The organism is Paenibacillus sp. 1182 (assembly GCF_017833915.1).
In the GTDB taxonomy this organism is placed as follows: Bacteria; Bacillota; Bacilli; order Paenibacillales; family Paenibacillaceae; genus Paenibacillus; species Paenibacillus polymyxa_D.
The window spans coordinates 97,159-113,015 of the sequence record NZ_JAFICR010000005.1 but is presented as its reverse complement, the minus strand read 5'-3'; the positions used below and the strand labels follow the sequence as shown (position 1 = coordinate 113,015).

The window sequence follows — 15,857 nt, the reverse complement described above, 5'->3', positions numbered from 1 at the left end:
CATTATTACCCAAGATTCTGTTGTTTCATTAACATTTCGCAATGTATGCAAAAAAAAGCCTCCTTCGGCGCAATCTGTGGTTCACAAGAACGTCACAGTTCACTCCAAAAGAGACTAAGTTTACGAAAAATACAATATTAAACCGCTGTGGTTTGCGTATCTCTGCTTTTCCATTTTACAGCCAGACCCAAACTAAGAATGAGAATGGCTGCCCCAAAAATGTATGGCAAATTGATATGCACCTCAAACAATGTACCCGCAAGCGCAGGTCCTAGAATATTACCAATACTCATATAAGCATTGTTCATGCCGGCTGCAACTCCCTGCTCATCCCCCGCCATTTTGGATAAAGCAGTATTAATGGCTGGCCGTAGCAACGACGTAGCGGTAAAGAAGATGAGCGATACCCCGAGTACATAATAAAAGTTGCCGGAGAGCAGCATAAGCACAAGGGAAATCGCTGAAAACAGAAAGGAACCGATAATGACACCTTTTTCGCCAAAACGATTCAACATCGGGCTAATGACCACAGCTTGAATCACGGTTCCGACCAGTGCTCCTACCGTAATAATGATAGCAATATCACGCTCATTGTAATGAAACTTGCCCGTCACGAAGAAAGGAAACATCGTTTCAAAATGCGTCAGTCCAAAGGTTAACGTGAATATCATAATCAGCAGCATAAAGTAAGGCTTGCGAAAAGAAAGGGCAAACTGTTTAATCACATTGTCCCGTTTGACCTTGACATTCCGAAACTTCAACTGTTTCTCCAGCGACAAGGTTTCGGGCAGCATAATCAAGGAAATCAGTGCAGCTACGCCCGATACAGCCGCCGAAACATATAAGGGCGTACGAATCGAGATATCTGCCAGCAAGCCGCCCACACCAGGACCGATCACAAAGCCAAGAGACATGGCGGCACCCAACAACCCCATTCCTCTACCGCGATTGTGGACCGTTGTAATGTCAGCAATATAGGCCATCATCGGAGGAATCATAAAAGCTGCCCCTGCACCTCCCAACAAACGGGAGATATACAGCATGGTCAACGATTCCCCCATCGCAAACAATACAGAAGACGCCGTCATGATTACCAAACCGATAATAATCATTTTTTTACGTCCGTATTTATCGGACCATTCTCCCGCTAGCGGCGAAAACAGGAATTGGGTTAAGCCAAACACGGCAACCAAATAACCACCCGTTTCACCACTACCTCCCAAGGAGCTCATAAACTTGGGAAGGATCGGAATAATGAGGCCAATCCCCAGCATGGCAATAAACATATTAATCATCAAAATGACCAGCGGCCCCATTTTCAACTGTTGTGAATCTGACATGTAGCGTTTTGTCCTCCTCAGGTTCTTTATTTCGTATACGAAAATCTTATTTTGCAACCATTCCAGCAAAACTCTCCATTATATTAATAGAGTGTGAGACAAATAACAATCATAAAATACTTCCGATAACCCTGAATCTTTCCTTTGGCAGAACAGCAAAAAGGAACAACCTGAATAGACAGTGTTGTCCCTCTCATAACGAACGACCAGGATGAATTTCTGGAACGGTCTGGCGGTCCCTACGAACTTTATTGTGGATCTTCGAATAGCTCCTGTATCATCTTTTCCTTGTTATTCAGAAATTGTTTCGTAATGATAAAATGGTCGGTTTCCTCCAGCGTCGGGGTGTCGATCCCTTCATGTGTCAGATGATACAAGATGGAATCTGGATAAGCCATCAAAATAGGGGAATGAGTAGAAATGATAAACTGCGAGCCCTGCTGCACCAGCTCGTGAATCCGTGCAAGCATGGCCATCTGGCGCAAAGGTGATAACGCTGCCTCCGGTTCATCCAAAATATACAACCCTTGTCCTCCAAACCGATGCACAAAGGCAGCAAAAAAGGACTCACCATGTGACTGCTCATGCAGCGATTTACCCCCATAGGAATCTCGAATCGGTCGCCCTCCTCCTTCGCGATCCAGCTCGTCGATATGCGTCGCCACATTATAGTAGCTCTCCGCTCGGAAAAAGAAGCCATCTCTCGGCTTTTCTATCCCTCTCACCAGCCGGATATGCTCATACAGTGAGGAATGCGTGGCTTGTGTAGAAAAATTAAAATTTTTAGTACCGCCCTCTGGATTAAATCCCCACGCGACCGCGATTGCCTCCATAAGCGTCGATTTACCTACGCCATTTTCTCCAATAATATAGGTGACGGAAGGATGGAATTTCAGTTCGTTCCACTGGTGCAGGGCTTTTAAGTTAAACGGATATTGGCTCTCGTCAGCATCTGGAGGCCATATCAACTCCAGGCGACGTATGAAAAGATTTCGGTCCCATATACTCATGTCCAGTTCAGCTCCATTGCCAAGCAATTCACTAGGTTTTCCATCATTATATTGGAATTATTTACAGCAATCAATCGGAAATCCCATTTCGTAACCCTTCTGTTGTTATTCAAACGATTATTGTAGGTATAATGTATAGTAATGTTCATTGGGCATGATTTCTAATTACTTTATTTCGTGTATATCTCATTCTTTTCAAGCAGGTGAATCTATGAAGTCAAATCACAAACCGACCCAATCCTTTAAAATCGTACAGTTCTTGATGACCATCTACAGGCAGCGATTGACACGTATTCTGCTACCGTTGGCTGTACTGGCTTTTATTATATGGGAGGCCGGACGAGAACTAAATGACTTTAATCTGGCGCGTATGTTTCATGAGCTGCGGCGAATGGATGCCACGTTTCTCATCGAAATTGGCTTGTTCTCACTGGCTGCCGTGGCGGCTATGAGCGCCTACGATTACGTAATCAGGCATCATTTCAAGCTTCAGGTCAAGCCTGGGACGACATTTCGCTACGCCTGGATCTCCAATACCTTCAATAATGTCTTTGGTTTTGCAGGCTTTACAGGAGCGGGACTTCGCACCGTACTGTATAAAAAAAGCGGTGTGCCGTTAGGTGTCATCACCTCTGCCGTCGTGTTTCTTTCGCCGGTCGTCATTACCGGACTATCTTTGCTGGCTTGGGGGGCCATTGTCCATCTGTATCCGGTACAGCCTGTGCTGGATGCTCATCCTTGGCTTCATTGGGCGCTGTGGGGAATGGCATTGTACCTGCCGCTATTTCTGATCATGCAGCGCTCCAAACGGTACTCCACATGGTTCAACAAGGGAGAAGGACAGCTTTCCTGGTCCACTATCTCCGCTTCCATTAGTGCTTCTCTGCTGGAATGGCTGCTGGCTGGCCTTACCTTTGCATGGATCGGCTCGCACTTGCTCCATGAACTTCCGATCCATGCTGTGTTCGGCATTTATGTGATAGCCGCGATTGCCGGGTTGATCAGTCTTGCACCCGGAGGGGTCGGGGCATTCGACATCATTGCTCTGCTCGGGCTGCAAATGGCGGGAGCCGACTCAGATCGGGCACTGGCTGTGCTGCTGGTCTTTCGCGTCTTTTATTACATCATCCCGTGGCTCATCGGCTTGGTATTAGCCGCGCTGGAAATGATTCCGCGTAACGAGCGCCTGAATCAGCTAGCTGAGACGGGTTGGGATTACTCCCTTAATGCCTGGCAGAAGGTATGGGGCTGGCCTGGTCAATTCCGGTTTTTGGCCGATCTAGGGGTATGGGCGCTCGGTAAGCTGGTACTCATCTCCGGCGTGGTGCTTCTTTTGTCGGCAGCTACGCCCGGTCTGTTATATCGACTTCGTTTTGCTGAGCATTTGCTCAGCCTGCCCGTCATGCGCTTGTCGCATGAAATCTCGGTCATCATCGGGATTATGCTTGTCGTCCTGTCCCACGGAATCTCTCTGCGTATTCGCAGAGCATTGCGGCTGACATTAGTACTGCTGCTGACAGGAGCTATTTTCACCTTCACTAAAGGTCTAGATTTTGAAGAAGCCTTATTCCTGCTGTTTGTGGCGTTAATGCTATGGATCTCGCGTTCGCGGTTTTATCGGGTCAGTGCACCACTGAATCGGCACAACATTTTAATATGGGGTGGATTATCTCTACTCGTAACCGGGGCTTACTTTATCATTGGGGCTGGCTCCAACACTCCTTTTATGCGCCATTTGCATGCCAAGGTCCATCTGGACTTTTTTATGAACCGCAGCGATTACGGAGTTACCGCCGTGTTTAGTCTGATTTTGGCATGGGTATTCCTAACGGTATATTTCTTTCTTCGACCTCAGCGTAGCATCGCCAATCTACCCGACGAGCAAGAGCTGGATAAGCTAAAAGAATTTTTGGAACGGCAGGGTGGTAATCTCGTATCTCATATGCTTTTTTTGGGTGATAAATACCTGTATTGGACCAAAAATGAACAGGTCGTCATTCCCTATGCTCGCAGTCGGGACAAACTGATTGTATTAGGTGACCCACTCGGTCCAAAAGAACGTGTGAGTGAAGCCATTCAGGAATTTCAACGGTTCGCAGATCGGTATGCGTTAACGGCAGTATTTTATCAGGCCTCGCCGGAGTATTTGTCCATCTATCACGAGAACGGCTATCGCTTTTTCAAACTGGGCGAGGAAGCACTGGTGCCGCTGGAGTCCTTCACACTGACGGGCAAAAGCAATCAGGCGCTACGCAGCGCCAAAAACCGCTTTGACCGCGAGGGCTACTCGTTCGAAATCATCCAACCGCCTCTCGAGGCGTCACTGATTGAAGAGATGCGGCATGTTTCGAATATTTGGCTAGACGGGCGCAAGGAGAAGGGATATTCACTCGGCTGGTTCAAAGAATCTTATCTTCAGTTGGCTCCGATTGCGTTGCTAAAGGACTCTGAAGGGAAGGTCATCGCTTTCGCTACGATGGCCCCTGCCTATGATCATGGACAGACGGTCTCCATTGACCTGATGCGCCACTTGCCTGACACGCCAAATGGCACGATGGATTATTTATTCACACGGGTCATTGAGTGGGCCAAGGAGAGTGGATATACGACATTTAATCTGGGAATGGCACCGCTGTCCCAGGTAGGACAAAGCGAAAAGGCATTACGCGAGGAAAAGCTGGCTCGACTTGTTTTCCAATATGGGGGACATTTTTACGGTTTTCAGGGGCTTCGGCGCTTTAAGGATAAGTTCAAGCCCCAATGGGAGCCGCGCTATCTGGCCTATCCAGCTTCTGTCTTTCTACCGATCCTGACGCTGGAGCTGGTTTATCTCGTGTCCAAACGATCGGACTAAACAAAGGGCTGACAACAGGAACTTTAATAGCCTAACACAACGTAAAAAAGGGTGTTCCCAACCACGAACGGTTGCAGGAACACCCTTTTATATTCACAAATCTTCTTAGAAGCTGCCTTTTACAACAACTTCAGACAATGGAAAACGTCCTGATGGACGCGCTGGCACTTGTGCCTTACCTACGCTAATAAGCAGGGTTGGCAGGTAACGTGCTGGAATATTGAATTGTTCGATCAATTGTGCTGGAATGAAACCGCCCATTGCGCAAGTGTCGTAGCCCAAAGATTTAGCAGCCAGCATAATATTTTGTGCTGCAAGAGCAGAGTTCAGGATGGCTGCATCGCGAGCTACTTGCGGGTTTTGGTATGCGCCGTTGATTTGACCTACCAATGCGTCACGGATTTCCGCTGGCAGTGCACCTGCTTCTACCGCTTGATCATAAATGACGGTGTTGCGGTTCGCTTCCAAATCACCCAATACGGCAATCGTAACGGAACTTTCCGCTACTTGACCCTGATTGTAGGCGATAGGTAGCAATTTTTGTTTGTCCGCTTCGCTTTCGATGACAAGGAATTTCCAGTGTTGAAGGTTCCAAGCGGAAGGAGCTTCTATCGCTGCAGTCAAAATAGCCTCCAAATCTTCCTCTGGCAATTTAAAATCCTTAACATAGCTCTTTACCGCGTGTCTTTCACTAATAGTAGATAGAGTTTCATTTTTTGGACTGCTCGACATTCTAGGCACACTCCTAATTTCTTAATATATATCTAACTTGAATCCTCATTAACTTCCCAAACTACTGCAATTATAAAAATGATAGTGAATGATGTCAATATGTTTAAGTATGACCCTACACTCAAAATACAGTACAATACGGATTAAGACATACATATCGGCAGATGCCTGCCGATGGGACAAGACACGGGTGAGTTCATTTTGTTCTCATTTGAATTAAAAAAGGAGCGTTACTATGATTGGATCTTTTAAAAAAACGGATATTGCTTTGTTTGCCGCCTGGGTTGTAGCTTGTGTGGCAACTTTGGGCAGTCTGTATCTCAGCGAGATTTTGGGGTATGAGCCTTGTAAGCTGTGCTGGTTTCAGCGCATTCTGATGTATCCCCTGACCCTTCTGCTCGGGATCGCCTATTTTCGAGGGGATTCGGGGATACGCCGTTATGTCATGCCGTTGGCTATCATTGGAGGCGCGATTTCAGCCTATCATTTTATCATTCAGCGCATCCATGCAGCCGCCAAAGCAGCTGCGCAAACTTCAACTTCCTGCGGCAGAGTATCCTGTGAACAGGATTACCTGAACTGGTTCGATTTTATTACCATTCCTTTTCTCGCACTGATTGCCTTTACCCTTATTATTGCAGCCATGGGTTATATCATGCGTCAGGAGAAAAAATCAGCTCAAGGAGAGGTACAAGCAAAGGAACTCGCATAAGTATGAAAGAGACCTAATTATAGGACCCGTTACTACCAAGAGGCGTATAATCCGCTTGCCAGAGGAAAGACTGTAACTAAATATATCCATTGCATATGTGGTATAATGTAAAAGGTTTGCAGTCTGTCCAATAACGCTTATATTCCTTATAGAGGGGGCCAGTCCATGTTTCATATTAGCACCCCATTGCTACAATATGGCGCAACCTTCGGTATGATCGTAATCGCTATTTCGGCTATTTTCATCCGTATGAAGACAGGTCATCGCCCGATTAATGCCAAAAAAATCATCATTCCTCCGCTCGGCATGAGCACCGGTTTTATGATGTTTGTAGTGCCAGAAGTACGGGTTCCCTGGCTTTGGGCACTGGGCGCTTTTCTGGTCGGCTGGTTTATTTTTTCTTACCCGTTGATCCGCAGCACCAAATTTGAATTGCAAGAAGGGCTGGTTTTCGTGCAACGCTCACGTACCTTCTTTTTTATCCTGATCAGCCTGCTGATCGTCCGATTGCTGCTGCATGAATTTATTCAGCATTACATTACCATTCCGCAGACAGCAGGGCTATTTTTCATTCTAGCCTTCGGGACCTTGTTACACTGGCGGCTTCGTATGTATTTCCAATATCGTCAGTTCGTTCCGAACGAGACGGAAGTTCGCATCTGACAAACGGGTTTTTAACATGCATGCTCGCATGTTGTTGCTGTATAGACCAAAAAGACACGTTCTCCCAACAGGAGCCGTGTCTTTTTGGTCTTTTAGGTCTATCAGGTCTACATTATGCATTCCAGAAAAAGGAGCTATTCGATTGCGTCCCTCTGTCTTCGCAGTGTACAGCATTCGATCTGCCTGAACATGCCTGGGACTGGAACGGACATGCAGCGGATGCTTATAGCAAAAGAGACCGTCCTCTGGACAGCCCCTTTTTCTGTAACATGTCTAGCTCATTCAACCCGTTAGTCTGTATGCTCCCGATGGGTGCCTGCTTTTATTGCTGGGTCAAAATGATCGGACCATCTGCTGTAATGGCCAGCGTATGCTCGTATTGAGCAGACAAGCCGCCGTCCAACGTGCGTGCGGTCCAACCATCCGCATCAATTTTACTGCGGTATGTGCCTGTGTTGAGCATTGGCTCAATTGTAATGACCATACCCTCTTTTAAGCGTGGTCCACGATGCGGAGGTCCATAATGAGGAACTTGCGGTTGCTCATGCATTTCTTCCCCGATGCCATGCCCAATGAATTCGCGTACGACCGAGAAGCCTTCCGCTTCCGCGTAGGTTTGTATCGCATGGGAAATATCTCCGATCCGGTTACCGATAACGGCTTGCTCAATCCCTTTATACAGCGATTCCTTGGTAACATCCAGCAGCTTTTGCGCCTGCTCAGACACATTACCCACCGCATACGACCAAGCGGAATCTGCCAGCCAGCCATTCAGGTTCACAACCATGTCGATCGTCACGATGTCCCCGTCCTTCAACGGTGTCTTATTCGGAAAGCCGTGGCAAATCACATCGTTAGGTGAGCCACAAGTTGCAAACTGATAGCCGTTATAGCCTTTTTGCTCCGGTGTTGCGCCATGCTTCTTCATAAAGGATTCCGCAAAGGCGTCAATTTCCAGTGTCGTAATGCCTGGCTTGATCATTTTGGCAATTTCCCGGTGGCAAGCAGCCAAAATGTCTCCAGCTTTTTTCATATTTTCAATTTGTTCTTTGGTTTTAATGATAATCATTAAACGGTCTCCTTCTTTTCCGTGTTCGTTCCACTTTTCACTGCTTCTTTTTTCTGCTTCTATTGTAACGCTAAAAGCAGCGAAATGGAACCGATGTCAACTGACACCGTTTACAAGGATCTTAAACGGGGTATATAATATTCCATAACTTGTATACCAGTATGCAAAATTATTTCCAAGTTAGGAGTATCCTATGAAATATCCAACAACCTGGTTACAGGGCGCATCGCTTGGGGAAAGGATTGCTTGTGAACTTCGGCTTCAGATTATACGGGGTATTCAGACGCCAGGCTCGGTTCTATCTGAGAATCAGATTGCTGCCGATTTTGGTACCAGTCGTTCTCCGGTGCGTGAAGCCTTGAAGGCACTCTCGAGCGAAGGACTGATCCGTTTGGAGCGCATGGGTGCGGTTGTCGTTGGCATGACACCCAGTGATATGGAGGAGCTATTCGATGTGCGAATGCTGATTGAGCATTTTGTTGTACAAAGGTATGTACATAGTGATAATGCCACATTGGTGACTGTTTTGAATCAGATGATTGACAAAATGGAAGTCGCTCTCAAGTACAGGGATGTCGTTGAATTTTCTCTTCAGGATTTTAATTTTCATGAGGCTCTGGTTCTGGAAGCAGGCCATACCCGTATTCTTCATACCTGGAACGGTATGAGACAGCTAATCCTGACGGTCATGTTAGCTGCGACAGAACAACGATTTGCGTCTAACATCGAAGAATCACAAGTCACGATTCACAAACATCGAGCCTTTGCAAACGCTTTAAGTCAAGGGAATGCTCAGGAGTTATCGGGATTTATTGAGGATCATTACCGAGATACCCGCAACGCGGTTAACGACAGCGTCCTGTCTCCCTACATAAAGACATCGCCCTAGCCATAACATGCGTGACAAAAAGCCAATGTACCGCGCTTTATGCGTTTCTTGCTGGCGCGGCTCTTTTTTAATTGAAGTTGTCGACAAGTATACATTTAGCTACATTATATGAATAAGGAGGCATTACTTCATGAACACATTACTCGGCTTGAGTCATAACGCGTCCCTGCTCATATGGGCGCTAGTTACCGTCATTCTTTTGATTTTGCTGATTGCCAAATTCAAATGGAATCCCTTCGTTTCACTGCTGCTTTCGTCGGTATTTCTCGGACTGGTTAACGGGATGCCGGGACATGAAGTTACTGCCTCCATCACCAAGGGGCTCGGCAGTACGCTCGGCTCCATCGCCATCGTGATCGGTTTAGGCACAATGCTCGGTAAAATGATGGCAGAATCCGGCGGCGCCGAACGCATCGCGACTACACTGATGGATCGTTTTGGTGAAAAACGCGTTCATTGGGCGATGATGATCGTAGGCTTTATCGTGGGAATTCCGGTGTTTTTTGAGGTTGGTATTATTTTATTAATTCCCATCCTGTTCACGGTTGCCCGTAAAATGAATATGTCTCTGCTGAAAATCGGTATTCCAATGCTGGCAGGACTATCGACGGTACACGGCCTTTTACCACCCCACCCGGCTCCGATGATCGCGATTGAAGCCTTTAACGCCAATATTGGACGCACGATAGGATATGCACTCATCGTGGGCATCCCATCCACCATTATTGCAGGCCCGGTCTTCGGCGCTTGGATTGGCAAAAGAATCATGGTCAGACCTTCCGAGAGGCTGGACGAGCAGTTCAGAAATACGACGGGGCGGTCGTTGCCTCCCTTTTGGATTACTTTGTTCACCATTTTGTTACCTGTTATTCTAATGCTTAGCGGATCAGTCGCTGAAATTGTAGACCCGGCCAATACACATCCGCTCACTGTATTTTTCAAATTCATTGGTGATGAGGTTATGGCATTACTGATTGCGGCCGTGTTTTCTTTTTTCTCGCTAGGCTATGCACGTGGTCTAAAGAAAGAGGACTTGTCCCGTTTTACCAGTGAATGTCTGGCACCAACAGCCTCTATTATCTTAATTATCGGGAGCGGTGGTGCATTTAAAACGGTATTGATCGACAGCGGTGTAGGTCAGGCCATTGCAGCGGTCGCTACAGGAGCCCATATGAATGTGATTGTATTTGCTTTTCTGGTCGCTGCGCTCATTCGTGTAGCCACTGGATCAGCGACAGTCGCGATGACGACAGGCTCCGGTATTGTCGCACCTGTGCTGGCACTCACACCCGGCGCGAATGTCGAACTGGTCGTCCTTGCTACAGGAGCAGGGTCGCTGATCTTGTCTCATGTGAATGACGCCGGATTTTGGATGATTAAAGAATTTTTCAATATGACGGTTCCGCAGACTCTAAAATCATGGACCGTTATGGAAACCATCCTCTCCCTGGTTGCTTTCAGTTTGATTATGCTGCTGAGTGTGTTAACTTAACGATAATGAGCTAATAACGGTAAGTGAAGGGGAGATTGAATATGACAGACACCCGATATATGATCGGCGTCGATATCGGTACGACCAGTACCAAAGCAGTTCTTTTCGAAGAAAACGGCAATATTGCCGCCCAGCACCATGTGGGCTATCCGCTCCATACACCTGAGCCGGATGCGGCAGAACAAGATCCGGAAGATATTTTCAAAGCTGTTGTGACGACGGTGCAAGAGGTCATGAAACAAAGCGGAGTGTCAGCTGAGCATGTACTGTTCGTCTCCTTCAGTTCGGCCATGCATAGCGTACTGGCAGTGGATAAGAATGGCAAACCGCTGACCGCCTCTATCACTTGGGCAGATAACCGTAGCGCCAAATGGGCCGAAGCGCTCAAACATGAATACAACGGACACGATATTTACTTACGTACCGGAACGCCTATTCATCCTATGTCACCGCTCACAAAACTAATGTGGATTACACGGGATTTACCAGATGTTGCGACCCAGACGTACAAATTCATTTCCATTAAGGAGTACATTTTTGCCCGGTTATTCCACCAATATGTCGTGGACCACTCGATTGCCTCTGCAACCGGACTCATGAATTTGCAGCAGTTGGACTGGGACGAGGAAGCGCTGCATATTGCAGGTGTGACGAAGGAGCAGCTATCCGAGCTGGTGCCGACAACTCATGTGCTCAAAGGGCTGGATGAGACCTATGCACATGACATGGGCCTACTGAAGACGACTCCTTTTGTGATCGGGGCCAGCGACGGTGTCTTGTCCAACCTCGGTGTGAATGCGATCAAGCCTGGAGTTGTCGCTGTTACCATCGGCACCAGCGGAGCCATCCGCACCGTAGTTGATAAGCCGCTCACGGATGCCAAAGGGCGCTTTTTTTGTTATGCCTTGACCGAAAAGCTGTGGGTCATCGGCGGCCCGGTGAACAATGGAGGTATAGTCTTCCGCTGGATCCGGGATGAATTTGCAGCCTCCGAAGTGGAAACGGCCAAACGACTGGGACTTGATCCATATCATGTGCTGACCCAAATTGCGGAACAGGTACGTCCTGGCTCCGACGGTCTGCTCTTTCTTCCGTACTTATCCGGTGAACGTGCGCCCCTATGGGACCCGAATGCTCGCGGCTCCTTCTTCGGTCTGTCCCTGCGTCACAAAAAAGAGCATATGATTCGCGCCGCTCTGGAGGGTGTGCTATTCAATTTGTATACCGTCATGCTTGCCATGGAAGAAGTCATCGACAGACCGTCAGTCATTCACGCCACGGGTGGATTTGCACGCTCGGAGCTATGGAGACAGCTCATGGCAGATATATTTGATCAGGAAGTCATTATTCCCGAAAGTCTGGAAAGCTCATGTCTGGGTGCAGCTATTCTAGGCTTGTACGCACTGGGACGGATTGATTCGCTGGATGCTGTGTCCGGTATGATTGGTACCACTCACCAGCACAAACCGGTAGCAGAACACGTGGATATTTATCGCGATTTACTGCCGATTTATATTCGCATTTCACGTAAATTCGAAGAAGAATTCAAGGATATTGCGGAATTTCAGGTCAAGTCCCTACAGTCTTGAGTTACAAGGTAAACCAAATGGAGTTACAGCAGCGAAGCCATAGGCCCTTAAACTTGTAAAGCGAAGACCCTTCTCATCAAGGGTCTTCGCTTTATTGTTGTGCGCCCTTCGTCACGTAGAGCAGCATTTGTGCATTTTACAGGAAATCGGCCAAGACCGAAATTACAGAAACAGGGTTTTAGAGATGATCACCAACAAAATAAACAGAACCAGAATCGCTCCTACAGAGGTCCATGCGCCTACGCCGCAACCCATACCGCCTACTCCGCACATATGACTCATTTACAACACTCCCTTCGCTCATTTACAGGATCATTGTATGTAGACCTGGTCAAATGCGTAAGGGGGGCATTCCCCCATTTTTGCGGCGAATGCCTGTTTATTTTGGAGACTAGCATTATGTATTAACCTCAAAATTATAGAACCCCTCAAGTGTTGCTCTCTTCATCATCAATACTGCACAAGTCCCAAGGAATCCACTCAGCAAGCCACACCTCATGCCCTGCATAATAAAATGCGATTCCCTCTTCTCTTGCTTTAATCGTGTTTACCTTGAGCATGACCAATTCACCTCTTCGGCTCCCTGCTAATGCTGCAAAGTTAGTGCTTTCAGATAAATGTACATACTTTCTGCCAACAGGATCTAAACCATCCGCCATAATAAATGGCAATGCTTGCTTATTCGTACCATGGTATAGTACATCTGGTGGATTCCCGGGAGTATACTCTATCTTTTGATAGCTATGTCCATATCTAGCTCTGATTCTACCGTTATGGATTTCAAAACGCTGCTTATCTGAATTGCGCACGATCCGCTCAATATCAGTCTGCTTTACACCTGACCAGCCTGGCAAGCTTTGAATGATTTGAAGTAAGTGTTCCACAGTACAAGAGCCGTCTGTAATGTCTAACTTTAGCCCGGATTCCTCGGGTTTGTGTCGCAGCATTTTGCTCATTATTTTACTTAGCTTCATATCTTCCTTTTGTTTCTTCATTGAATTTCTCCTTCCTTTAATATAGTAGATCAAAAGATATTTCTACATAAAATTAAGGATTCCTCTTATTTCTTCTTTATACGCTAAAAGACCATCAGAACCGGGAAGGTCTGATGGTCTTTATCAGAAAAGATGCTAGTTATGCCTCTCTGCGTCTGCGTGGTGTCAGACCAAGCCAGGACAACAACGAACTGCGCGATTTTCGTTGTCTGCCCTGGTAGGTACGCAAATTCGTAATTAACTGCCGATCCCGTTCCTCGTCGATCTTTTCTTTTATCCAGCGTTTTTGATCCTCCAGTTGGTTAGACAAGTTGATATTCTTTTCCACCAAACGGCTGTGCTCTGCTTCCAGCTCCTCCAAACGGCTCCGCATTTCCAACAAAGCGTTTTGCACCATGTCCTGCATCTGCGCCAGTTCTTGTGGCTCTAGGGAATCCTGTGTTTGTACAGATACAGGCGCTTGCTTCAATCTATACTCAATAGTTGATGCCAAAGTCTGGAACTCTTCCTGCAACTGTAGCTGCATGGGTTCTTCTGACAGTGTCTGAGCATTCATTTCATCCTGTAACTCTGTCAGTTCAACCGTAGCAGCGACTTGAGCCTGCATGACCGTCTCTTCCCTGCCTTCAGCCGCCGCCATTATTTCTTCCCAGGTTGCGGTCAGTGACTCAGCATCCGAGATGGGTGGCAAGCGGAATTCTTCATCCTCCATTGGAAAGGGAGCGGTCACTCTCTCAAGCACCACCTGAACCGCCTGCTCCATCGTCATATGCTGCTCACGCAACGCCTTCCTCATCACCTTCAAGCACTCAACATCCTCAGCACTAAACATTCTTGATTGATTCGCGGAACGTTGAAACACATACCCCTGCTCCTCCAGCGCCGCTGCATATTTACGAAGGGTACTCGCCCCGATTCCCAACTGTTTTGCTGCTTCCGTCGTCGATTTGATTTCTTCCATTTAATCATTACCTCCCCGGATGGTATGGAAAGAAATAAGCTTGTATATGTAGAATTCGCGAAATCCATTGGAAACCCTTTGGCAAAAATGTTCTAATATTGCAGACTGCTAAGAACCTTTGTCATAACGGAATCTTTGTAGAAATACAAGAAACGACATTGCAGAGAATACTTCGTTCTATGTACACTAAAGACTCTTTAAAGAGCATCACATAAATGTCATACTTTTATAATTCCTATGGCACTATTCCTTCCATCAACATAGTTCATGTTATAATTTATACAGCGGTCACCTTAAATATAAATTGAAATGCACTCTCCTACCTTCCAGTAAAAGTATTGATAATTTACGTTCATTCTACAATTAATCGCAGAAAGACACCTCTTTCACAGTTCATTTTTAATTTTCCGGAATGGAGACAAAAAAATGGATATTTTCAAAAGATCAGCAATATGTTATGTTATGTAACGTAAAATGGATTTCAGGCATAATTTGTAGCATATTAACGTTCGCTGGAACGAGGAGGCAACATAGATGAAGGGGAAGGCAAGGAAAGTAGCTATTGTCGGCGCGGGAATGGTCGGTTCGAGCTGTGCCTACTCAATGGTTAATCAGTCCATTTGTGATGAAATCATGATGATTGACCGCACGTATGATCGGGCTTTGGCCCATGCACTGGATCTGTCCCATTGTATGGAGTTTACGTCCACACGCACTAAGGTACGTGCAGGCACGTATGCAGACTGCACGGATATGGACGTGGTGATTATAACGGCTGGAGCCAACCCTAGACCAGGTCAAGACCGCCTGTCTGTACTGGACGACGCAGTGCTTATCACCAGAGAGATTGTAACAGCGATTATGGAGGGTGGCTTCGACGGTATATTCGTCATTGCCGCTAATCCTGTCGACATTGTAACGTATATGGTACAAAGTATATCCGGTCTGCCGCGCAACAAGGTGATCGGCACGGGCACCTCTATCGACTCGTCCCGGCTCAAGACGTTGCTTTCTGAGGTGTTTTCCATAGATCCACGCAGCGTACAAGGATATGCTCTTGGCGAGCATGGCGAATCCCAATTCGTTGCCTGGTCACACGTAACGATTGGCGGTAAGCCGCTTTTACACATTTTACGGCAGCATAAGGAACGATTCAGCCACGTCGATCTGGACGACATTGCCCGTAAAACCAGGGATGCAGGCTGGGAAATCTTCACCCGCAAAGGCGCCACTTATTTTGGTATTGCCAATGCTCTGGCATACATTACCCGTTCCATTTTAAATGATGATGGTAAAATTATAGCGGTCTCTGCTGTATTGGACGGCGAGTACGGGCACACCGATGTCTGCACGGGCGTTCCAGCGATTATCGGCAGCGGAGGAATTCAAGAGGTCATCGAGTTGGAACTAAGTCCAGAGGAACAAGCGAAGTTCGACGCCTCTTGCCACTTTATCAGCAATAATATCCGTGCCATTTCAGACTTAGTGTAAACCAATAGCACAGAAAAAAACTCCTTACCCTCATTGAGGATAAGGAGTTTTTGCAATCCC

The 15,857-nt window shown here is 46.9% G+C and carries 14 protein-coding genes; 7 read left to right on the top strand and 7 right to left on the bottom strand.

The annotated features are described in order from the left end of the window. Nucleotides 1–137: 137 nt before the first annotated feature. Together JOD82_RS11935 and JOD82_RS11930 are read right to left on the bottom strand one after the other, a co-directional pair. A complete protein-coding gene (locus tag JOD82_RS11935) occupies nucleotides 138–1,340 on the bottom strand; it encodes an MFS transporter (protein ID WP_209949284.1) in 1,203 nt (400 codons plus the stop codon). Nucleotides 1,341–1,588: 248 nt separating this feature from the next. Next, nucleotides 1,589–2,350: an AAA family ATPase gene (locus tag JOD82_RS11930; RefSeq protein WP_209949282.1), complete on the bottom strand. Its 762-nt coding sequence runs from the start codon at nucleotides 2,348–2,350 to the stop codon at nucleotides 1,589–1,591. Nucleotides 2,351–2,561: 211 nt separating this feature from the next. Here JOD82_RS11930 and mprF point away from each other — a divergent pair, with 211 nt between their 5' ends. Further along, nucleotides 2,562–5,204: a bifunctional lysylphosphatidylglycerol flippase/synthetase MprF gene (mprF, locus tag JOD82_RS11925; RefSeq protein ID WP_209949280.1), complete on the top strand. Its 2,643-nt coding sequence runs from the start codon at nucleotides 2,562–2,564 to the stop codon at nucleotides 5,202–5,204. Between the two features lie 105 nt (nucleotides 5,205–5,309). On the opposite strand, the gene JOD82_RS11920 is transcribed toward mprF, so the two are convergent. Continuing rightward, nucleotides 5,310–5,936, bottom strand: coding sequence for a nitroreductase family protein (locus tag JOD82_RS11920; protein WP_069010781.1), 627 nt, complete (start codon nucleotides 5,934–5,936; stop codon nucleotides 5,310–5,312). A 235-nt stretch (nucleotides 5,937–6,171) separates the two neighbouring features. On the opposite strand from JOD82_RS11920, the gene JOD82_RS11915 reads away from it, so the two are divergent. Together JOD82_RS11915 and JOD82_RS11910 are read left to right on the top strand one after the other, a co-directional pair. Next, the gene (locus tag JOD82_RS11915) at nucleotides 6,172–6,648 is read left to right on the top strand and encodes a disulfide oxidoreductase (protein WP_209949278.1); all 477 of its coding nucleotides are present in this window, start codon (nucleotides 6,172–6,174) and stop codon (nucleotides 6,646–6,648) included. A gap of 165 nt (nucleotides 6,649–6,813) precedes the next feature. After that, nucleotides 6,814–7,311 (top strand): CcdC family protein, encoded by a 498-nt coding sequence (locus JOD82_RS11910; RefSeq protein ID WP_103046767.1) that lies wholly within the window; start codon nucleotides 6,814–6,816, stop codon nucleotides 7,309–7,311. A gap of 322 nt (nucleotides 7,312–7,633) precedes the next feature. On the opposite strand, the gene map is transcribed toward JOD82_RS11910, so the two are convergent. Next, nucleotides 7,634–8,380, bottom strand: a complete 747-nt coding sequence (map, locus tag JOD82_RS11905) for a type I methionyl aminopeptidase (RefSeq protein WP_023986734.1) — start codon at nucleotides 8,378–8,380, stop codon at nucleotides 7,634–7,636. Between the two features lie 193 nt (nucleotides 8,381–8,573). On the opposite strand from map, the gene JOD82_RS11900 reads away from it, so the two are divergent. The 3 genes from JOD82_RS11900 (at nucleotide 8,574) to gntK (ending at nucleotide 12,350) form a co-directional block, all read left to right on the top strand. Beyond that, complete coding sequence (locus tag JOD82_RS11900; protein WP_209949276.1) at nucleotides 8,574–9,269, top strand: GntR family transcriptional regulator; 696 nt, start codon at nucleotides 8,574–8,576, stop codon at nucleotides 9,267–9,269. 130 nt (nucleotides 9,270–9,399) lie between these two features. Further along, nucleotides 9,400–10,761, top strand: a complete 1,362-nt coding sequence (locus tag JOD82_RS11895) for a GntP family permease (RefSeq protein WP_209949273.1) — start codon at nucleotides 9,400–9,402, stop codon at nucleotides 10,759–10,761. Between the two features lie 41 nt (nucleotides 10,762–10,802). Further along, nucleotides 10,803–12,350, top strand: coding sequence for a gluconokinase (gntK, locus tag JOD82_RS11890; RefSeq protein ID WP_209949271.1), 1,548 nt, complete (start codon nucleotides 10,803–10,805; stop codon nucleotides 12,348–12,350). A 162-nt stretch (nucleotides 12,351–12,512) separates the two neighbouring features. Here the strand turns inward: gntK and JOD82_RS11885 are convergent, their stop codons facing one another. The 3 genes from JOD82_RS11885 to JOD82_RS11875 form a co-directional block, all read right to left on the bottom strand. After that, the gene (locus JOD82_RS11885) at nucleotides 12,513–12,632 is read right to left on the bottom strand and encodes a hypothetical protein (protein WP_013369112.1); all 120 of its coding nucleotides are present in this window, start codon (nucleotides 12,630–12,632) and stop codon (nucleotides 12,513–12,515) included. Nucleotides 12,633–12,778: 146 nt separating this feature from the next. Further along, on the bottom strand, nucleotides 12,779–13,345 hold the full coding sequence (locus tag JOD82_RS11880; protein WP_029514720.1) for an RNA 2'-phosphotransferase: 567 nt from the start codon (nucleotides 13,343–13,345) through the stop codon (nucleotides 12,779–12,781). Between the two features lie 139 nt (nucleotides 13,346–13,484). Further along, a complete protein-coding gene (locus JOD82_RS11875; RefSeq protein WP_069010776.1) occupies nucleotides 13,485–14,306 on the bottom strand; it encodes a MerR family transcriptional regulator in 822 nt (273 codons plus the stop codon). Nucleotides 14,307–14,840: 534 nt separating this feature from the next. Between JOD82_RS11875 and JOD82_RS11870 the strand changes: the two genes are divergently transcribed. Continuing rightward, a complete protein-coding gene (locus JOD82_RS11870) occupies nucleotides 14,841–15,797 on the top strand; it encodes an L-lactate dehydrogenase (RefSeq protein ID WP_029514718.1) in 957 nt (318 codons plus the stop codon). Nucleotides 15,798–15,857: the final 60 nt, after the last annotated feature.